Genomic DNA, 18869 nt, shown 5'->3' on the forward strand with positions numbered 1-18869 from the left:
GTTCCGATGGCCGCACTGGACGAACCCCTGACCAAGCTGGTCGGCGACCGCACCGCGAAGGTGCTCGCCGACAGCCTCAAGCTGCGCACGGTCGGCGACCTGCTGCACCACTACCCGCGCCGGTATGCCGAGCGGGGCCAGCTGACCAGCCTGGACGACCTGGAGGTCGACGAGCACGTCACCGTGCTCGCCCGGATCGAGAAGGTCACCCTGATCCCGTTCCGGGGCCGCAAGGGCGACCGCCTCGAAGTGGTGGTCACCGACGGGCGCGGGCGGCTCTCGCTGGTCTTCTTCAACCAGGGCTGGCGGCAGAAGGAGCTGCGCCCGGGGCTGCAGGGGCTGTTCGCCGGCAAGGTGGGCGTCTTCAACCGGAGCCGCCAACTGGCCTCGCCCGACTACCAGTTGCTCGACGACGACGCCGACTCGCAGGCCGCGCAGCAGTTCGCCGGGCGGATGATCCCGGTCTATCCGGCCAGTGCCCAGATGCCCAGCTGGAAGCTCTCGCTGGCGATCGAGATGGCATTGACCACCCACCTCGCCGCGGTGGGCGAGCCGCTGCCCGAGGCGCTGCGCGCCGAGCGCGGGCTGCTGCCGCTGCCCGAGGCGCTGGAGCTGATCCACCGGCCGCACGACCAGGCCGAGCTGGAGCGGGCCCGCGACCGGCTGCGCTGGGACGAGGCGTTCGTGCTCCAGGTCGCCCTCGCCCAGCGCCGGGCCGCCGCCCACGCGCTGCCGGCGGTGCCCCGACCGGTGCGCGGCGGCGGCCTGCTGGACGCCTTCGACGCCAAGCTGCCCTTCACGCTGACGGCCGGCCAGCGACACGTCGGCGCCGAGATCTTCGCGGACCTGGCCGGCGAGCACCCGATGCACCGGCTGCTGCAGGGCGAGGTCGGCTCCGGTAAGACGCTGGTGGCGCTGCGCGCGATGCTCGCGGTGGTGGACGCCGGCGGACAGGCCGTGCTGCTCGCGCCCACCGAGGTGCTGGCCCAGCAGCACCACCGCTCGATCGTGGCGATGATGGGGGAGCTGGCCGAGGGCGGGATGCTCGGCGGCGCCGAGAACGGCACCAAGGTGGCGCTGCTCACCGGTTCGATGGGCGTGCCCGCCCGGCGTCAGGTGCTGCTCGACATGGCCTGCGGCGACGCCGGGATCGCGATCGGCACCCACGCGCTGATCGAGGACAAGGTGCAGTTCCAGGACCTCGGCCTGGTGGTGGTGGACGAGCAGCACCGCTTCGGCGTCGAGCAGCGCGACGCGCTGCGCGCCAAGGGCGGAGCGCCGCCGCACCTGCTGGTGATGACCGCCACCCCGATCCCGCGCACGGTGGCGATGACGGTCTTCGGCGACCTGGAGACCTCGGTCCTGGACCAGCTTCCGGCCGGTCGCTCGCCGATCGTGAGCCACGTGGTGCCCGCGCTGGAGAAGCCCAACTTCCTGGCCCGCGCCTGGGAGCGGATCCGCGAGGAGGTCGCCAAGGGGCACCAGGCCTACGTGGTCTGCCCGCGGATCGGCGACGAGCCCGAGGAGCCGGCGGAGAAGAAGAAGCGCAAGGCCGCCGCCGAGGACCCCGAGGACCTGGGCGCGGCCACTGACGAGCGCCGGCCGCCGCTGAGCGTGGTGGAGACGGCCGAGATGCTGGCCAAGGGCCCGTTGGCCGGGCTGCGGGTGGAGATCCTGCACGGCCGGCTGGCGCCCGAGGCCAAGGACGACGTGATGCGGCGCTTCACGGCCGGACAGCTCGACGTGCTGGTCGCCACCACGGTGATCGAGGTCGGCGTCAACGTGCCCAACGCGACCGCGATGGTGATCATGGACGCGGACCGGTTCGGGGTCTCCCAGCTGCACCAGCTGCGCGGCCGGGTCGGGCGCGGCAGTGCGCCGGGGCTGTGCCTGCTGGTCAGCGAGATGCCGGCGGGCAGCGCGGCCCGGGCCCGGCTGGACGCGGTGGCCGGCACCCTGGACGGCTTCGAGCTCTCCCGGATCGACCTGGAGCAGCGCCGCGAGGGCGATGTGCTCGGCCAGGCCCAGTCCGGGGTGAAGTCCTCGCTCAAGGTGCTCTCCGTGCTCGAGGACGAGGACGTCATCGCCGAGGCCCGCACCGAGGCCACCGCGCTGGTGGCCGCCGACCCGCAGCTCGACGCCCACCAGGACCTGCGGGCGGCGCTGGCCGGCCTGCTCGACGAGGACCGCGCCGCCTATCTCGACAAGGGCTGAGCTGCCCGGATGCCGCCGGCTGCGGCCCGCGGACTGTCAGTGCCCCGCGCGACAATGGAGGTGTTCAGGACGGAGCGTCAAGCTCCGCTCCTGGCGCGACACTTGGGGGTCCTGCCATGGCATTCCGTCATCTCAACGAGCTCCCGCTGGGCGACAAGGTCTTCCGGATCGAACTCGCCAGCGACGACGACCGAGAGGTCACCCTCACCCTGACCGGCTGGCGCGAGGGCGCCGCCGCCGCCCCACTGGCCAGCGGCAAGCTCCGCCTCCCGGTGGAGGACGTCGCCAGCCTGCGGATCGCGCTCAACCGCGCGCTGCGCGCCCTGGCGATCGTCGCCGACGTCTCCGAGCCCATCCCCGACCGCGACGTGCTGCGCGAGCTCTACCCCGGCCACGGCGCCCCCTGGGTGCCGCAGCACGAGGAGGAGCTGGTCCGGCGGTTCCACGAGAGCGAGACCATCGCCCGGATAGCCGCCCGGTTCGGCCGCACCCCGGACTCCGTGCGCAGCAAGCTGCGCGAGCTGGGGCACGACCCGCGCCGCCCCGAGTACTGCCCGCCCGACGGCTGCCTGTCCTGGTCCCGCTACGCCTCGCCGGCCCTGCTCGGCGCGGCCGCACCGGAGTAGCGCCAGGGCACGTCCCCTGCTGATCCCGGTCCCGCCCGATGTCCGCGGGGCAGCGCGTCGTGCTGCCCCGCGGACATCGGGCGGGCCGGTCCATATAGCGTGGTGACCGCCAGCAAGAGAGGGAACCACGACTCATGACCCGCGTCATCGCCGGAGCGGCCGGCGGCCGTCGACTGGCCGTACCGCCAGGCCGGGGCACCCGCCCGACGTCCGACAAGGCCCGCGAGGCGATGTTCTCCACCTTGGAGTCGCTGCGCGGCACCCTGGCCGGGGCCCGGATGCTCGACCTGTTCGCCGGCTCCGGCGCGGTCGGCCTGGAGGCGCTCTCCCGGGGCGCCGCGCACGTGCTGCTGGTGGAGGCGGACGCCGCGGCGGCGCGGGTGATCCGGGCCAACGTCAAGACCGTGGCGCTGCCCGGCGCCGAGGTGCGCGGCGAGCGGGCCGAGCGGGTGCTGGCCGGGCCGGCCCCGGCGCAGCCCTACGACCTGCTCTTCCTCGATCCGCCCTACGCGGTCACGGACGAGGAACTGCGCGAGATGCTGATCACACTCCGGGCTCAGGGCTGGCTCACGGACGAGGGACTCGTCACCGTGGAACGCAGCACCCGGGGCGGCGAGTTCGTCTGGCCCGGGGGCTTCGAAGCGCTGCGCTCGCGCCGGTACGGCGAGGGCACGCTCTGGTACGGCCAGGCCGTCTGACCGGGCGGTCCCCGCCGCCCACCGCTGTTGCCGACAACACCACCGCCGACAAGGGAGCCACACCGCAATGCGCCGCGCCGTCTGTCCGGGTTCCTTCGACCCGATCACCAACGGGCATCTCGACATCATCGAGCGGGCCTCCAAGCTCTACGACGTGGTCCACGTCGCGGTGGCGATCAACAAGAACAAGCAGGGCCTGTTCAGCATCGAGGAGCGGATCGCCCTCATCGAGGAGACCTGCGCGCCGTACGGCAACGTGGTGGTGGAGTCGCACCAGGGCCTGCTGGTGGACTTCTGCCGGGAACGGGACATCCCGGCCATCGTCAAGGGCCTGCGCGCGGTGAGCGACTTCGACTACGAGCTGCAGATGGCCCAGATGAACCGCGGCCTCAGCGGCGTCGAGACGCTCTTCGTACCGACCTCGCCGACCTACAGCTTCCTGTCCTCCACCCTCGTCAAGGAGGTGGCCTCCTACGGCGGTGACGTCTCGCACCTGATCCCCCCGGTGGTGCACCGCCGCCTGGTGGAGCGGATCGCCGAGCGGGCCGCCCGCTAGGGCCACCGAGGGGCTGGGACCGCGGGGCGACGGGGGCGCCCAGGGGCGACGAGGGCGCCGAGGATTCTGACGTACAGTCTGTAGTCCCGCCCCGCGGTACTCACGGAAAGACAGAAGCCCCGTGGACGTGCAGAAGAAAGTCGACGACATCATCGCCGTGGTCGAGAGCGCCCGTGCGATGCCGATGTCGGCCTCCTGTGTGGTGAACCGGGCCGAGCTGGTGGCCCTGCTGCAGGGGCTGCGCGAGGAACTGCCCGCCGAACTCGCCCAGGCCCAGTCCGTGATGGCCGACCACGAGCAGGTGGTGGCCGACGCGCGGGGCGAGGCGGACCGGATCATCCAGGGCGCGCACGCCGAGCGCGGCTCGCTGATCTCGGACACCGAGGTGGTCCGCCGGGCCCAGGCCGAGGCCGACCGGATCCTCGCCGAGGCCCGCGAGGAGGTCGGCCTCAAGCGCCAGGAGGCCGACGACTACGTCGACAGCAAGCTGGCCAACTTCGAGGTGGTCCTCACCAAGACGCTGGGCGCGGTCGGCCGCGGCCGCGACAAGCTGCGCGGGGCGGCCGGCCTGGAGATCGAGGACGGCGAGGAGTTCCAGTCCGCGGCGAGTCCCAGCCCGGAGGTCGACGAGTACGTCGACGCCAAGCTGGCCACCCTGCAGGCGGTGCTCGGCGGCACCCTGGAGGCGGTCGGCCGCGGCCGCGACAAGCTGCTCGGCAAGGCCCCGATCGACGAGCTGGGCGCCTACCTGGCCGCCGCCGACCAGGCCCAGCAGCAGAAGGACCGCGCCGAGGCGGTGGCGGCGGGCTTCGCCGCCACCGACCAGGAGGAGCAGCCCTGGTACCGCGAGGAGGTCCCGGTCCAGCAGAGTTGGCCGCAGGAGCCCGCGGCCGAGCCGGCCTGGCAGGGGGCGCCCGGCGAGAGCGTCTACCAGAGCACCCCGGCCTACCCGGGCCAGGAGGGCTTCGCGGGCGGGCAGGAGTACGCCGAGCCGGCCGCGGCAGCGGCGTACGCACCGCAGCAGGGCGGCTACCAGGACGCCTACGGCGGCGGCTACGACCCGGCAACCGGCCACGGCGACCCGTACGCGGGCCAGTACTACCAGGGCCAGCAGGGCGGTGACCCGTACGCCGCCGGCTACTACCAGGAACAGCAGCCCGGCTACCCGCAGGCCCAGCCCGGCTACGAGCAGCACGGCTACTACCAGCAGCCTGCCGCGCCGCCGGCGCCCGCCGCCGCGGCCTCGCTGGACGAGACCAGCTTCTTCGACACCAGCATGATCGACATGACCAGGCTGCGGGAGCTCGGCGGCCGGTAGCCCGGTCCGCCGGGGGAGCGAAGTTGGGCCTGAGCGCGCTCTCGGGTACGCTGACCACTCCGGCTCTCTGCTGCCGGACTGTTCGGCTGCCCGCGCGACAGCGGTGGGCCGGACCCTCAAGCCACTACTCGCGCCGCGCAGTGATGCGCCCGCCGCCAGGAAGTCAGGAACCGTGAACCGCCTCGACCACCGCGACCCGCTCGTGTTCGACACGCATGAGCTCGGCCGTCGCCCCGGTTCGATGCGCACGGTCGAGCGCACTCTCCAGGCGCCCGAGGGGCTCGGCATCGTCGATGTGATCGGCGTTCCGACCGGTAGCGAGATGGCCCTGGAGCTGCGCCTGGAGTCGGTGGTCGAGGGAGTGCTCGTCTCGGGCACCGCCGAGGCCCACGTGACCGGTGAGTGCGTGCGCTGCCTGGAGCCCGTCGAGGACGACCTCGACGTGGAGTTCCAGGAGCTGTACTACTACCCCGAGACCGACGAGCGCGGCCGCCGGGCCCCCTCCCAGGAGGAGTCGTCCGAGGAGGACGACGAAGAGACTTACCGGTTGGAGGGCGATTTCTTCGACCTCCAGCCGGTGCTGCGTGACGCGGTGGTGCTCGCACTGCCGCTGCAGCCGGTGTGCCAGGAAGACTGCCTGGGCCTGTGCTCCGAGTGCGGAGCGCGGCTCAGCGACGACCCGGACCACCACCACGACGCCGTCGACCCCCGGTGGGCGGCTCTGCAGGGACTCTCCGCCGCCCCCGGCGACGAGGGTGACGAGAACAAGGACAGCGACACCCGTGAGGGTCTCGCCGAGAACCAGGAGAAGTAGCCGTGGCTGTTCCGAAGCGGAAGATGTCGCGCAGCAACACGCGCCACCGCCGTAGCAACTGGAAGGCCGTCGTCCCGGCCCTCGTGGCGTGCGACCGCTGCCACGAGCCCAAGCTCGGTCACATCGCGTGCCCGAGCTGTGGCACGTACAACCGTCGCCAGGTCCTCTCGGTCTGATCGGCGGGGTGGACGGATCGATGTCGGACGCTCACGCCTCCCGCAAGTCGGGTCCTCGCAAAAGCGGGGGTGAACCGGGCGGCGGGCCGGCCTCGACCGCATACGACGTCCTGGAAGGGCGCCTCGGGTACCAACTCGAGCGCGCCCTTCTGGTACGTGCCCTGACGCACCGGTCGTTCGCCTACGAGAACGGCGGCCTGCCCACCAACGAGCGCCTGGAGTTCCTCGGCGACTCGGTGCTGGGCCTGGTGGTGACCGACACCCTCTACCGCATCCACCCGGATGTGCCGGAGGGCACGCTCGCCAAGCTGCGTGCCGCGGTGGTCAATTCGCGCGCACTGGCCGAGGTCGGCCGCGGTCTCGAACTGGGCACCTTCATCCGGCTCGGCAAGGGCGAGGAGGGCACCGGCGGTCGCGACAAGTCCTCGATCCTGGCGGACACCGTCGAGGCCGTGATCGGCGCCATCTACCTGGACCAGGGCCTGGAGTCGGCGACCGAGTTCGTCCACCGGCTCTTCGACCCGCTGATCGCGGAGTCCTCGCAGCTGGGCGCCGGCCTGGACTGGAAGACCAGCCTGCAGGAGCTCACCGCCTCGGTGGGCATCGGCGTGCCGGAGTACGTGGTCGAGGAGTCCGGTCCCGACCACGAGAAGACCTTCAACGCGGCTGCCCGGGTGGCCGGCGAGGCCTTCGGCAGCGGCACCGGCCGCTCCAAGAAGGAGGCCGAGCAGAAGGCGGCCGAGAGCGCCTGGCGGGCGATCAAGGCCAAGTACAGCGACCCGGCCGCTCCCGCGGCCTGACCACAGCCGGCGTCACCGGTGCCGCTGTGAGCATCGCTGCCCGAAGGAGCTGACCGACCGTGCCCGAGCTGCCAGAGGTCGAGGTGGTTCGGCGCGGCCTGGCCCGCTGGGTCAGCGGTCGCACCGTCGCCGAGGCCCAGGTGCTGCACCCGCGTGCGGTGCGCCGGCAGCCGGCCGGCGCCGCCGATTTCGCGGCACGCCTGGCCGGGGTCACCCTGGGCGAGGCGCAGCGGCGCGGCAAGTACCTCTGGCTGCCCTTCGCGGACGGCGGGTTCTCCCTGCTCGGGCACCTCGGCATGAGCGGCCAACTGCTCGTCCAGGACCCGGTCACCGCGGACGAGACGCATCTGCGGATCCGGTTGCGCTTCACCGACGGCGGGCGCGAGCTGCGCTTCGTCGACCAGCGCACCTTCGGCCACCTCGCGGTCGAACCGCTGGCGCCGGTGGACGGCGATGAACTGCCCGCCTCGCTCGCGCACATCGCGCGCGATCCGCTCGATCCGCGCTTCGACGACGCCGCGTTCCTCCTCGCGCTGCGCGCCAAGCGGACCACCGTCAAGCGCGCCCTGCTCGACCAGAGCCTGATCAGCGGAGTCGGCAACATCTACGCCGACGAGGCGCTGTGGCGCTCCAAGCTGCACTACGACCGCCCCACCGACACCCTCACCCGCCCGTCGGCCGAGGCCCTGCTGGCCAACGCCCGCGCGGTGATGACGGCGGCGCTCGCGGTCGGCGGCACCAGCTTCGACAGCCTCTACGTCAACGTGAACGGCGAGAGCGGCTACTTCTCCCGCTCGCTGGACGCCTACGGCCGCGAGGGCCAGCCCTGCTACCGCTGCGCCACGCCGATCCGGCGCGCGGCCTGGATGAACCGCTCCAGCTACTTCTGCCCGCGCTGCCAGCGCGTACCGCGCCTGCGCACCGCCGGCTGAGCGGGTCCGACCGGACCGCTGCCTAGGCCGTGTCTCACAATTCGCGCGCCTGGCGGGAAGTGTGAGACACGGCCTAGTGGTGGGCCGCCTCGTGCTCCTTGGCCTCCAGCTGGATCGCGCCCTCGCCCTCGCCGAAGTGCGCCACCGCCATCGCGCCGGCCACCGCGAGCACGAAGCCGAGCACGCCGAGCCAGGCCAGCCCCTCCCGGGTGGCGTCGCCCAGCCACAGGACGCCGACCAGGCCGGGGACCACCGTCTCGCCGACCACCAGGGCGGCGGTGGCGCCGTTCACCGAGCCGATCTGCAGCGCCACCGTGTGCAGGTACATCCCGCCCAGGCCGCCGACCAGGATCGCGTACAGCGCCGGGTCGCTGACCAGCTGACCCACGTCGAGCGGGTTCACACCGTTCAGCACCCGGACCCCGATGCCCAGGGCGCCGAAGCCGAGACCGGAGAGCAGGCCCGCCACGATCGCCCCGTTGGTGCCCATCCGGCGCACCAGCACCGCGCCGCCGGCGATCACCACCACGGAGATCCCCAGCAGCCACCAGTGGGTGGCGATCGACGTGGTCCCGGTGCCCTCGTGGCCGGCGGCCAGCGCGAGCAGCACGAGCGCGCCGCAGACCACGCCGATCGAGGCCCACTCCGGGCGCTTGAGCCGGATGCCGAGCAGCTTGATGCTGCACAGCGCCGTGATCACCAGGTTGGCGCTGATCACCGTCTGGGAGAGGAAGAGCGGCAGCAGCCGGGCGGAGAGCGCGCCGAGCAGGAAGCCGACGAAGTCGAGCACGGTGCCGAGGATGAACTCCCAGGTGACCGCGGCCTTCGCGGTGGAGCTGAGGCTCGGTCCGCCGTGCTCGGTGACCTGCGCCTGCTCGGACTCCCGCTCCTCGCGGGCCGAGCGGCGTGAGCCGACCGCCTGCAGCACCGAACCGAGGCCGTAGCAGGTGGAGGCCGCGACGGCGGTCACCAAGCCGATGATCACATGTACTCCGATCGAGGGGCGGCAGGCGCAAGGCTTGTCGGACAAGCACAGGGGGGCGGGATGGGGTCCACTATGCCCTGCGGGAGGGGGTCTGGAGAAACCCCCTCCCGGTCGTGCGCGCTGGTCAGCCGCGTGGCCGGGGAGCCAGGGCGCGGGTCAGTCGACGCACGGGATGCCGCCCATCTTCACGGCACTGCCCTGCATCGGGAGTCCGGCCGCCGGATCGGCTGCCGGCGCCGAGCTGCCGGCGGCGGGAGCGGCCGGAGCCGGGGAGGCCGGTGCCGGGGAGGCCGGGGCGTCGGGCGGGGTGAAACCGGTGCCCAGGGTCAGCTGGATGTGCCCGGCCCGCACGCCGGTGCTGGGCGCGGCGGTGACGCCGTAGCGGGCGGCGACCTGTTCGGCCGCGTCCTTCTCGCCCGTGCCGTAGGTCACCGTGGTCCTGCTCTGGTGCGGTCCCTGCGCGGTGCGGCCCTCGGTGAGACCGAGCGCGGCCAGCGCCTTGGCCTCGGTGTCGGCGGCGTGCGGGACGGTGGAGGTGTTGGTCACGTCCACCGTCCCGGTCAGCTTGGCCGCCGGGTCGGGCGCCTGGCTCGGCGCGGTGCTGGGCGCGGCGGGGGCCGGGCTCGGGGCTGCGCCGCCGGCCACCGGGTTGTCGGCCGGCGCCGGGTCGTGCCCGGTGAGCTGCTGGACGATCCGCTTGATCTGCACCGGGTCGACGATGTTGACGTCCTGGCCGTTGATCTTCGAGAGCTGGGCGACCGGCAGCGTGTTCGCCTCGACGTGGCCGCCCGACAGGTTGGGCGCCTGCTGGGCGAAGTCGAGCACGTTCCACTGGTCGTCTATCACCACGTCCTGCTTGACCACGTCGAAGAGCTTCTGCATCTTCCCCAGGTCGCCGATGACCCCGTCGGCCTTCAGCTTGGCGATCACCGAGGAGATGAAGGCCTGTTGGCGGTGGGTGCGGTCGAAGTCGCCGCCGGCCAGGTTGTGGCGCTGGCGCACGAAGGACAGGGCCTGGGAGGCGTTGAGGGTGTTGATGCCCTTGGTGAAGTCGGCCCCCGAGCCCTGGCCCGCCATGGCCGGGTCCTTGGTGGCGTTCTTCAGGCAGACCTGGACCGGGCCGACGGCCTGCGCGATGTCGTAGAAGCCCTTGAGGTTGACCTCGGCGAAGTGGTCGATCGGGATGCCGAGGAAGGACTGCACGGTGGCCAGGGTGGCCCGGCGCCCCGCGTCGCGGCTCTGCCGCTCCATGTCCGCCTTGGAGAGTCCCCTGCTCGCGTTCTTGGCCTCGAAGGCGGCCTTGGCGATGCCGTAGGCCTCCTTGATCTTGTGCATCTTCCCGTCGGCGCTGACCGTCTGCACCCAGTCGTCGCGCGGGATGGAGAGCGCGGTGACCTGGCCGCCGTTGGCCGGGATGTGCATCACCATCAGGGTGTTGGTGTTGTAGCCCCCGACGTCGCTGCTGGAGCCGGCGTGCAGCTCGTCCTGGACGAACTCGCCCGGCAGGTCGTTGCCGTTCATGTCCTTGCGGCTGTCCAGGCCGATCAGCAGCAGGTTGACCGAGTTGTCCAGGTGCGGCGGCGCACCCTTCCGGATCTCGCTCAGTGCGCTGGAGGTGGTCAGGCCGTTGGTCAGCGAGGTGTACGCGTACCAGGTGAAGCCGCAGGTGCCGAGCACCGCGAGGGAGGTGGCGCAGGCCATGGTGCGACCGGCGATCAGCAGCGGCGAGCGGCGCCTGGGCTTCGCCTTGGGCCTGGGCCTGCCGGTGGTCGGGCGGCGCTCGCCCCTTGGACGGTCAGCCACGGCGACTCTCCTTCTGCCGCCCGCGCCCCTCACGCGCGGACTTCGAGCGGGCGTTCTTCTCCCGGACCAGCCGCAGCACGATCACCAGCACCGCGGCGCCGATCGCCCAGCCCATCACGGGGAAGGCGTGCACGGCCCACCTGGCCGCGCCGGTCGCCACCGACTTGGTGTCGGCGTACTTGTCCCGGTGGGCCAGCAGTTCGGCGCCGGCCGTGCAGCCGAGCACCACCGGTGCCACCCCGGTGAGCACCCACCACCAGCCGTTGCGGGTGGCCAGCCAGGCCGCGGCGGCGGTGCCGAGCACGGTGAGCACGGTGAAGACGCCGCCCGGCGCGGAGCCGAGCAGTTCGTCGGTGAAGGCACCGATCACGGGCAGGCCGAGCGCGGCCAGCGCGGTCGCTCCGGGGGTCGCCCGGCGGCTGCGGGGTGCGCCGGCGCGGGAGCGGGCGGCGGCCCGGCCCGCGGACGGCCGGTCGGGCAGCGGGGTGTCGGCACCGCGTCTGGGGGATGGCAGCTGCGCACCGCGCGCTCTGGTTCGAGAGTGCGCCTGGTCCTGTGCTTCGCCGATGGGCGAATCCGCCCGCTGGCCTGCCATGTCCCCTACCTCGTCCGGTCGGCCGGTGTGTCCGGCGGTCTAGCCGACGGCCGCCGGCGTGTGACAGTTGCGAAATCTAGCAAGCGTTTGGACGGCATCGGGAGCCTTGACGGTTCCGCGCTTCTGGGAACGTAACGCTCGCGTAAGAGAATAAGTTTTGATGTGACTTTGGTTCTGGCTTGGTTGACATGGTAACCAGCTTGTCGAGTCGGAGAGTTGATGGCTCGCAGGCGATTCGCGCACCCTCGCGGTGCCCGGCTGGTACCCGTTGGTCCGATCTGCGGCCAGGTAGCGTCTGGACCATGAGAATCGTTCTTCGCCGCTCCGGGGCCCTGCGCCCGGCCGCGGCCCTGGCGACGCTGCTGGGGTTGCTGCTCCTGCTGATCCCCGGCTCGGCCTTCGCCGCGGGCGGGCTCGACGATGCCGGTGCCGCCCTCAAGCACGGCAAGGTCTACGTCGACCCGGCGATGACCGGCCGGTTCAGCCAGGACCAGGCCGACGCCCTGACCAAGAAGATCAAGGACGCCGACAAGCCGATCATGGTCGCGGTCGTCCCGGCCAGTGACCAGTACCCGGCGGCGAACGTCTTTCAGGACCTGCGCACCAAGGCCGGGATCACCGGGGTCTACGCCATCTGGCGCGGCGACCAGTTCGCCGTGCGGACCGACCCCACGGCGATGAACGCGCAGACCGCCCGCAACTACGCGCAGGCCTCGTTCGACTCCCACCACGGAGACATCAACGCGACGCTGACCGATTTCGTCACCACCGCGGGTCCCAAGGTGAAGGGTCACGCGCCCGGCGCCAAGGACTCCAGCATCAGCGCCGCCGTGATCGTGGTGCCGCTGGTGATCATCGCGCTGGTCGCCGGTGGCGGCTTCCTGCTGCTGCGCCGGGCCCGCAAGCGCAAGGAGGAGCAGCAGGCCGCCGAGCTGCGTGCGCTGCGCACCGTGGTCGACGAGGACATCACCGCCTTCGGCGAGGAACTGGACCGGCTGGACTTCAACCCCGGTGCCGCCGGGGCCGACGACGTCCAGCGCGCCGACTACACCCACGCGCTGGACGCCTACGAGCGGGCCAAGCGCAGCATGGACGAGGCCAAGCGCCCCGAGGACGTCAAGGCGGTCACCGAGGCGCTGGAGGACGGCCGGTTCTCGCTGGCCACGCTGGCCGCCCGGCGCGCGGGCCGGGCGCTGCCGGAGCGCCGCCCGCCGTGCTTCTTCGACCCGCGGCACGGGCCCTCGGTGCAGGACGCCGACTGGGCTCCGGCGGACGGTGCCGCCCGCCCGGTGCCGGTCTGCGCGGCCGACGCGCAGCGGCTGGCCACCGGGCTCGACCCGGCGATCCGCACCGTGCAGACCGACCAGGGTCCGCAGCCGTACTGGAACGCGGGGCCGGCCTACGGCCCGTGGGCGGGCGGCTACTTCGGCGGCTACGGCTCCGGCCTGCTGCCGGGCCTGCTCGTCGGCACCATGCTCGGCTCGGTCTTCTCCGGCCCCAGCGCCTGGGCGGCAGGTCCGGGCTACGAGGGCGGCTACGACGGTGGCTTCGACGGTGGTCACGAGCGCTACGAGGGCGGCGACGACTCCGGCGGCGACTTCAACAGCAACGACTTCGGCGGCTTCGGCGGCGGCGATTTCGGTGGTGGCGGCGATTTCGGCGGCGGCGGGGACTTCGGGGGTGGCGGCGACTGGTGAGCCGCCGCCACGCCGATCGGCCGGGCCCGCTCCTTCGGGAGCGGGCCCGGCCTGCTTGGTTTGAGAATGGAACCCCCTGTGGCAGGCTGGCGCTGTGAGCACCGATCCCGTCATCGCCCCCGCCGCCGGCCAGGCTGACCCGTCCGGCCGTCCGGCCGCCGCCCGGGCGGCGACCGCCAAGCCCGCCGGACGGCCCTGCTCGATCGCCGCCGCGCTGCAGATCCTGGGGGAGAAGTGGGCGCTGCTCGCCGTGCGCGAGCTGTTCTACGGCAACCACCGCTTCGACCGGATCGTGCGCAACACCGGTGCCCCGCGGGACCGGCTCACCGCCCGGCTGCGGGCGCTGGAGGAGGCCGGCGTGGTCGAGCGCCGGCTCTACCAGGAGCGCCCGGCCCGCTACGAGTACCACCTGACCCGGGCGGGCCGTGAGCTGGCCCCGGTCACCCAGGCGCTGCTCGTCTGGGGCGACCGCTGGGCCGTGACCGAGCCGCCCGTCACCCTGTGCCACACGGGCGGCGGACAGGCCGAGCACGAGCTGGATCCGGCCTGGGTCTGCCGCTGCTGCGGCGAGGAGGTCGTGCAGGGTTCCCTCACCCTCGACATCCACACCCCGGGCTGGGAGCGGTCCGGCCCGCTGGGCTGACCCGCGCCGCGCACCATAGGCTCGGGGGATGCACGAAAACGTCCGAGCCACCGCCTGGGTGCGGGGCACCGTCCAGCGCGTCGGCTTCCGCTGGTGGACCAGGGCCCGAGCGCTGGAGATCGGCCTGACCGGCTACGCGAGCAACCTCGACGACGGCCGGGTCCAGGTGGTGGCCGAGGGCACGCACGCCGACTGCGAGCTGCTGCTGGCCCTGTTGCGCGGCCCCGGAACGCCGGGCCGGGTCACCGGGGTGACCGAGATCTGGAGCGCGACCGGCGACGGGTACGACAGCTTTGCCATCCGCTGAGCGGGTGACGTGATGGTTGCCATCAGGGCCTACCCGTGGTTAACTCCGCATCGTGCAGTGATCCACCGTCCCTCCGGTGGCACGGTCCGCTGCCCGTGGCGTGAGTCGACCGCCATGCAGGTGACAGCGGGGTTGTAGCACGCGGTGATCGTGTTGACCCGTACGGTCTTTGGTGAGACGCTGGAAGCCCGCGCACGCGACCGTGATTTCGGGCAGGGTCATGCCCTGTGGCCGTACATCCACAGTGTCTGACCTGTGTTGCCAGCTCGGCTGCCCTGGATTCGCCAGCGCGCGCGTCACCCCTTCCCCTCGACCTGTACCGTACCGGTTCGGTCACTCAGCGTGGAGGACCATACATCATGGCAAAGGCGCTTCTCGGGTACGTCGGCGGCCCCGACCCGCGAATGCTGTCCGAGATGCGGCGGCTTCAGCAGCGCGTCCAGGACCTGGAAGCCGAACTCGTTCGGATGCAGGCCGAGAACGACGCGCTGGTCGCGGTCGCTGACGAGCACTCCCTGCTCGACAGCATCGACCTGGGACAGCGGGAGCCCGCACTCACCTGAAAGCAACACCGACTCGACCGGATGGAGACCGGGCGGGTCAGCCGTACGTGGATGTGTTTCGCTCCGCGTCGGGGTCGTGCGTGATCCCGGACGGAACGCGATCATCAGGGACGCCCTCACCGGCGTCCCTTCGTCGTCTCTCCCCTTGCCTGTGGCCCCCACCTGCCGCCCCTCGCCTGCTACCGGGGCCCTGACCTTCATTTTGTCTGAGGCTGCCCACGGCCAGCCCTCCCGAAACCGCCGCGCCGGGCGGATACAGTCGGGGCGCGGGAAGCCCGTGGGACCTCTCGCGGGACACGGGAAGCGGTAGGGAGAGCAGCGCGTGCACCTCAAGAGTCTGACGCTGCGCGGCTTCAAGTCCTTCGCCTCGGCCACCACGCTGCGCTTCGAGCCGGGCATCACCTGCGTGGTCGGCCCGAACGGCTCCGGCAAGTCCAACGTGGTCGACGCGCTCTCCTGGGTGATGGGCGAGCAGGGCGCCAAGTCGCTGCGCGGCGGCAAGATGGAGGACGTCATCTTCGCCGGCACCAGCGGGCGTGCCGCGCTCGGCCGCGCCGAGGTCAGCCTCACCATCGACAACACCGACGGCGCGCTGCCGATCGACTACGCCGAGGTGACCATCACCCGCACGATGTTCCGCAACGGCGGCAGCGAGTACGCGCTGAACGGCGACGCCTGCCGGCTGCTGGACATCCAGGAGTTGCTCTCCGACTCCGGGATCGGCCGCGAGATGCACGTGATCGTGGGCCAGGGCCGGCTCGACTCCGTGCTGCAGGCCGACCCGATGGGCCGCCGCGCCTTCATCGAGGAGGCCGCCGGAGTGCTCAAGCACCGCAAGCGCAAGGAGAAGGCGCTGCGGAAGCTGGACGCGATGGCGGCCAACCTCAACCGGGTGCAGGACCTGGTCGCCGAACTGCGCCGCCAGCTCGGCCCGCTCGGCCGGCAGGCCAGGATCGCCCGCCGGGCGGCCGGCATCCAGGCCGAGCTGCGCGACGCCCGGCTGCGGCTGCTCGCCGACGACCTGCTGACGCTGCGTCAGGCCATACAGGCCGAGGTGGCCGACGAACTCGCCCTGCGGCTGCGGCAGTCCACGGTCGAGCAGGAACTGCAGCGCACCCGGCAGCGCGAGGCGGTGCTGGAGGCCCAGGTCGAGCAGCTCGGGCCGCGCCTGGAGGCCGGCCGGCAGGCCTGGTACCGGCTCTCCGCCCTGGTCGAGCGGACCCGCGGCACGATCACCCTGGCCGAGGCCAGGGTCCGGCACGCCGAGACCGAGCGGCAGGGCGAGGAGCGCCGTGGCCGCGACCCGGAGGAGCTGGCCGCGGAGGCCGCGCGGGTGCGCACCGAGGAGGCCGCGCTGACCGAGGCGCTGGAGGCGGCTGCCGATGCGCTCGCCGAGGCGGTGGAGGCCCGCGCCGGTGCCGAGCGTGCGCTCGGCACCGAGGAGCAGCGGCTCAGGGCGGCCGCCCGGGCGGTGGCCGACCGCCGCGAGGGTCTGGCCCGGCTGCAGGGCCAGGCCGCCGCGGCGGCCAGCCGGGCGGCGGGCGCACAGGCCGAGATCGACCGGCTGGCGGCCGCCAGGGACGAGGCCGCGGTGCGGGCCGAGGCTGCGCAGGCCGAGTTCGAGCTGCTCCGGGAGCAGGTGGCCGGACTGGAGACCGGCGACGAACAGCTCGCGGACACGCACGAGCAGGCGCGCGAGCAACTGGCCGGCGCCGAGCAGGCGCTGAGCGCCGCCCGGGAGGCGCAGAGCGCGGCCGAGCGGGAACGCGCCGCGCTCAACGCGCGTCATGAGGCGCTCTCGCTCGGCCTGCGCCGCAAGGACGGCACCGGCGCGCTGCTGGGCGCCGCCGAGCGCCTGGCCGGCGTGCTCGGCCCGGCGGCCGAACTGCTCACCGTGGCCCACGGCCACGAGGTGGCCATGGCCGCGGCGCTGGGGGCGGTGGCCGACGCCGTCGCGGTGGCCGACCTCGACACGGCCGTCGGCGCGCTGCGCCTGCTGCGCGAGGCGGACGCCGGGCGGGCGGCGCTGCTGATCGCCGGCACCCAGCGGGCCGACCTGGCGCTCACCGGCCTGGCGCGCACCGACCAGGAACCGAGCGGCCCGGAACCGGGCGGTGTGGAACTGCCCGACCTGGCGCCGTTCGGCGCCCGCTGGGCCGCCGAGCTGGTGGGCGGCCCCGCCGACCTGCTGCCCGCCGTGCGCGCGCTGCTGCACCGCACCGCCGTGGTCGCCGACCTGGCCGCCGCCCGGCGCCTGCTCGCCACCCACCCGCGGCTGACCGTCGTCACCGCCGAGGGCGATCTGCTCGCCGCCGCGCTCGCCCAGGGCGGCTCGGCAGGCCCGCCCAGCCAGCTGGAGACCCAGGCCGCCGTCGACGCGGCGGCCCGCGCGATCGAGGAGCTGACCGGGCGCTGCGCCGAGCTGGCCGAGCGGCTGGCGCAGGCCAAGGAGCACCGCAGCGAGCTGGCCGCGGCGGTCGAGCAGCTGGCCACCGACCGCCGCCGGGCCGAGAAGCAGCGGGCCGAGGTGGCCGGCTCGCTGGGCCGGCTCGGCGGGCAGGCCAGGGCCGCCGCCGGTGAGGCCGAGCGCACCACGGCGGCCGTCGAGCGGGCCGAGCAGGGCCTGGCCGCGGCGGCCGACGCCGCCGAGGAGCTGGCCGCCAGGCTCGCAGCGGCCGAGGAACTGGCGGACGAGGAGAGCGAAGAGCCCGACTCGGCCGAGCGCGACCGGCTGGCCGAGCTGGGCACCGCGGCCCGGCAGGCCGAGCTGGAGGCCCGGCTGGCGGTGCGCACCCATGAGGAACGCGTCCGCTCGCTGGCCGGCCGGGCCGAGAGCCTGGACCGCGCGGCCCGCGCCGAGCGCGAGGCGCGGGCCCGCGCCGCCGAGCGCCGCAAGCGCGCCGAGCGGCACGCCCGGGTGGCCGGTGCGGTGGCCGCCGGCGCCCGCGCGCTGCTCACCTGCCTGGAGGTCTCGCTGGGCCGGGCCGAGGCCGAGCGCACCGCCGTCGAGCAGGCCAGGGCGGAGCGCGAGACGGTGCTGCGCCAGATCCGCGAGCGCGGCCGGGAGTTGAAGGACGAGCTGGACAAGCTGGTCGACGCCGGTCACCGCGACGAGGTGCTGCGGGCCGAGAAGCGGTTGCGGATCGAGCAGTTGGAGACCCGGGCCCTGGAGGAGTTCGGCATCGAGGGCGAGGAACTGCTGAGCGGCTACGGGCCGGACCAGCCGGTGCCGCCCCCGCTCGACGAGGCAGCGGACAAGGATCCGGACAAGGAGCCGGCCGGGGGACCGGGCAAGGAGTCCGCGAAGGAGCCCGGCAAGCAGCCCGGCAAGGACGGGCGGCCGTCGGGCGAGAGCCGTCCCTACGTCCGCGCCGAGCAGGAGAAGCGACTGCGCGCGGCCGAGAAGGCTTTCCAGCAGCTGGGCCGGGTGAACCCGCTGGCCCTGGAGGAGTTCGCCGCGCTGGAGGAGCGCCACCAGTTCCTCGGCGAGCAGTTGGAGGACCTCAAGAAGAGCCGGCGCGACCTGCTGGAGATCGTCCGGGACGTGGACCAGCGGGTGGAGGAGCTCTTCACCGCCGCCTACCGCGACACCGCTGCCCAGTTCGAGGGCGTGTTCGCCCGGCTGTTCCCCGGCGGTGAGGGCCGGCTGGTGCTGACCGAGCCGGACTCCATGCTCACCACCGGCGTGGAGGTGGAGGCCCGGCCGCCGGGCAAGAAGGTCAAGCGCCTGTCGCTGCTCTCCGGCGGCGAGCGCTCACTGACGGCGGTGGCCCTGCTGGTCGCCATCTTCAAGGCCAGGCCGAGCCCGTTCTACGTGATGGACGAGGTCGAGGCGGCGCTGGACGAGACCAACCTGCGGCGGCTGATCGGGATCATGGAGGAGCTGCGGGACAGCTCCCAGCTGATCGTGATCACCCACCAGAAGCTCACCATGGAGTGTGCCGACGCGCTCTACGGCGTGACCATGAAGGGCGACGGCATCTCCCAGGTGATCAGCCAGCGGCTGCGCGAGAAGGACCGGGAGCGGCGGCGGCCCCCGGCGCTGCCGCACCAGCAGGACGCGGCCCTCGCCGGTGGAGCCGCCCCGCGACCGGCCGACTGACCAGCCGCCGCCGGACAGGCCCGATGCCGGGGCATCCGCC

At 73.1% G+C, this 18869-nt stretch carries 17 protein-coding genes; 14 read left to right on the forward strand and 3 right to left on the reverse strand.

What is annotated here, in order from left to right:
* The first annotated feature begins 6 nt into the window (after positions 1-6).
* From recG to mutM, 9 genes are all read left to right on the forward strand, one after another.
* Positions 7-2214, forward strand: coding sequence for an ATP-dependent DNA helicase RecG (gene recG / locus OG294_RS26655; RefSeq protein WP_327069072.1), 2208 nt, complete (start codon positions 7-9; stop codon positions 2212-2214).
* A gap of 116 nt (positions 2215-2330) precedes the next feature.
* Positions 2331-2840: a hypothetical protein gene (locus OG294_RS26660; RefSeq protein WP_327069073.1), complete on the forward strand. Its 510-nt coding sequence runs from the start codon at positions 2331-2333 to the stop codon at positions 2838-2840.
* Between the two features lie 134 nt (positions 2841-2974).
* Complete coding sequence (gene rsmD / locus OG294_RS26665) at positions 2975-3538, forward strand: 16S rRNA (guanine(966)-N(2))-methyltransferase RsmD (protein ID WP_327069074.1); 564 nt, start codon at positions 2975-2977, stop codon at positions 3536-3538.
* Positions 3539-3605: 67 nt separating this feature from the next.
* Positions 3606-4094 (forward strand): pantetheine-phosphate adenylyltransferase, encoded by a 489-nt coding sequence (coaD, locus tag OG294_RS26670; protein ID WP_327069075.1) that lies wholly within the window; start codon positions 3606-3608, stop codon positions 4092-4094.
* Between the two features lie 127 nt (positions 4095-4221).
* A complete protein-coding gene (locus tag OG294_RS26675; protein ID WP_442789223.1) occupies positions 4222-5412 on the forward strand; it encodes a cell division initiation protein in 1191 nt (396 codons plus the stop codon).
* Positions 5413-5584: 172 nt separating this feature from the next.
* Complete coding sequence (locus OG294_RS26680; protein WP_327069077.1) at positions 5585-6226, forward strand: YceD family protein; 642 nt, start codon at positions 5585-5587, stop codon at positions 6224-6226.
* A 2-nt stretch (positions 6227-6228) separates the two neighbouring features.
* Positions 6229-6402, forward strand: a complete 174-nt coding sequence (gene rpmF, locus OG294_RS26685; RefSeq protein ID WP_030056747.1) for a 50S ribosomal protein L32 — start codon at positions 6229-6231, stop codon at positions 6400-6402.
* A gap of 20 nt (positions 6403-6422) precedes the next feature.
* The gene (rnc, locus tag OG294_RS26690; RefSeq protein ID WP_327069078.1) at positions 6423-7202 is read left to right on the forward strand and encodes a ribonuclease III; all 780 of its coding nucleotides are present in this window, start codon (positions 6423-6425) and stop codon (positions 7200-7202) included.
* 59 nt (positions 7203-7261) lie between these two features.
* Positions 7262-8134, forward strand: coding sequence for a bifunctional DNA-formamidopyrimidine glycosylase/DNA-(apurinic or apyrimidinic site) lyase (gene mutM / locus OG294_RS26695; RefSeq protein ID WP_327069079.1), 873 nt, complete (start codon positions 7262-7264; stop codon positions 8132-8134).
* A 73-nt stretch (positions 8135-8207) separates the two neighbouring features.
* Here the strand turns inward: mutM and OG294_RS26700 are convergent, their stop codons facing one another.
* The 3 genes from OG294_RS26700 to OG294_RS26710 all read right to left on the reverse strand — a co-directional run bounded on the left by OG294_RS26700 (position 8208) and on the right by OG294_RS26710 (position 11517).
* Positions 8208-9119 (reverse strand): hypothetical protein, encoded by a 912-nt coding sequence (locus tag OG294_RS26700; RefSeq protein WP_327069080.1) that lies wholly within the window; start codon positions 9117-9119, stop codon positions 8208-8210.
* A gap of 156 nt (positions 9120-9275) precedes the next feature.
* Entirely contained in the window at positions 9276-10922 is a 1647-nt protein-coding gene (locus OG294_RS26705; protein ID WP_327069081.1) for an LCP family protein, read from the reverse strand.
* The gene (locus OG294_RS26710) at positions 10915-11517 is read right to left on the reverse strand and encodes a DUF6542 domain-containing protein (protein ID WP_327069082.1); all 603 of its coding nucleotides are present in this window, start codon (positions 11515-11517) and stop codon (positions 10915-10917) included. Before OG294_RS26710 ends, OG294_RS26705 begins: the two co-directional genes overlap by 8 nt.
* A 302-nt stretch (positions 11518-11819) precedes the next feature.
* On the opposite strand from OG294_RS26710, the gene OG294_RS26715 reads away from it, so the two are divergent.
* From OG294_RS26715 to smc, 5 genes are all read left to right on the forward strand, one after another.
* The gene (locus OG294_RS26715) at positions 11820-13214 is read left to right on the forward strand and encodes a hypothetical protein (RefSeq protein WP_327069083.1); all 1395 of its coding nucleotides are present in this window, start codon (positions 11820-11822) and stop codon (positions 13212-13214) included.
* A 94-nt stretch (positions 13215-13308) separates the two neighbouring features.
* Positions 13309-13857, forward strand: coding sequence for a winged helix-turn-helix transcriptional regulator (locus OG294_RS26720; protein WP_327069084.1), 549 nt, complete (start codon positions 13309-13311; stop codon positions 13855-13857).
* A 28-nt stretch (positions 13858-13885) separates the two neighbouring features.
* Positions 13886-14164, forward strand: coding sequence for an acylphosphatase (locus OG294_RS26725; RefSeq protein WP_327069085.1), 279 nt, complete (start codon positions 13886-13888; stop codon positions 14162-14164).
* A gap of 359 nt (positions 14165-14523) precedes the next feature.
* The gene (locus OG294_RS26730; protein WP_184935389.1) at positions 14524-14727 is read left to right on the forward strand and encodes a hypothetical protein; all 204 of its coding nucleotides are present in this window, start codon (positions 14524-14526) and stop codon (positions 14725-14727) included.
* Between the two features lie 322 nt (positions 14728-15049).
* Positions 15050-18829, forward strand: a complete 3780-nt coding sequence (gene smc, locus OG294_RS26735) for a chromosome segregation protein SMC (RefSeq protein WP_327069086.1) — start codon at positions 15050-15052, stop codon at positions 18827-18829.
* Positions 18830-18869 lie beyond the last annotated feature (40 nt).

This window comes from Kitasatospora sp. NBC_01302, assembly GCF_035976515.1.
GTDB lineage: Bacteria > Actinomycetota > Actinomycetes > Streptomycetales > Streptomycetaceae > Kitasatospora.

What these genes read in the sequence shown, in the direction of transcription:
- recG (WP_327069072.1), top strand. Translation starts at nt 7, where the DNA reads ATGGCCGCACTGGACGAACCCCTGACCAAGCTGGTCGGCGACCGCACC.
- OG294_RS26660 (WP_327069073.1), top strand. Translation starts at nt 2,331, where the DNA reads ATGGCATTCCGTCATCTCAACGAGCTCCCGCTGGGCGACAAGGTCTTC.
- rsmD (WP_327069074.1), top strand. Translation starts at nt 2,975, where the DNA reads ATGACCCGCGTCATCGCCGGAGCGGCCGGCGGCCGTCGACTGGCCGTA.
- coaD (WP_327069075.1), top strand. Translation starts at nt 3,606, where the DNA reads ATGCGCCGCGCCGTCTGTCCGGGTTCCTTCGACCCGATCACCAACGGG.
- rnc (WP_327069078.1), top strand. Translation starts at nt 6,423, where the DNA reads ATGTCGGACGCTCACGCCTCCCGCAAGTCGGGTCCTCGCAAAAGCGGG.
- OG294_RS26710 (WP_327069082.1), bottom strand. Translation starts at nt 11,517, where the DNA reads ATGGCAGGCCAGCGGGCGGATTCGCCCATCGGCGAAGCACAGGACCAG.
- OG294_RS26715 (WP_327069083.1), top strand. Translation starts at nt 11,820, where the DNA reads ATGAGAATCGTTCTTCGCCGCTCCGGGGCCCTGCGCCCGGCCGCGGCC.
- OG294_RS26725 (WP_327069085.1), top strand. Translation starts at nt 13,886, where the DNA reads ATGCACGAAAACGTCCGAGCCACCGCCTGGGTGCGGGGCACCGTCCAG.
- OG294_RS26730 (WP_184935389.1), top strand. Translation starts at nt 14,524, where the DNA reads ATGGCAAAGGCGCTTCTCGGGTACGTCGGCGGCCCCGACCCGCGAATG.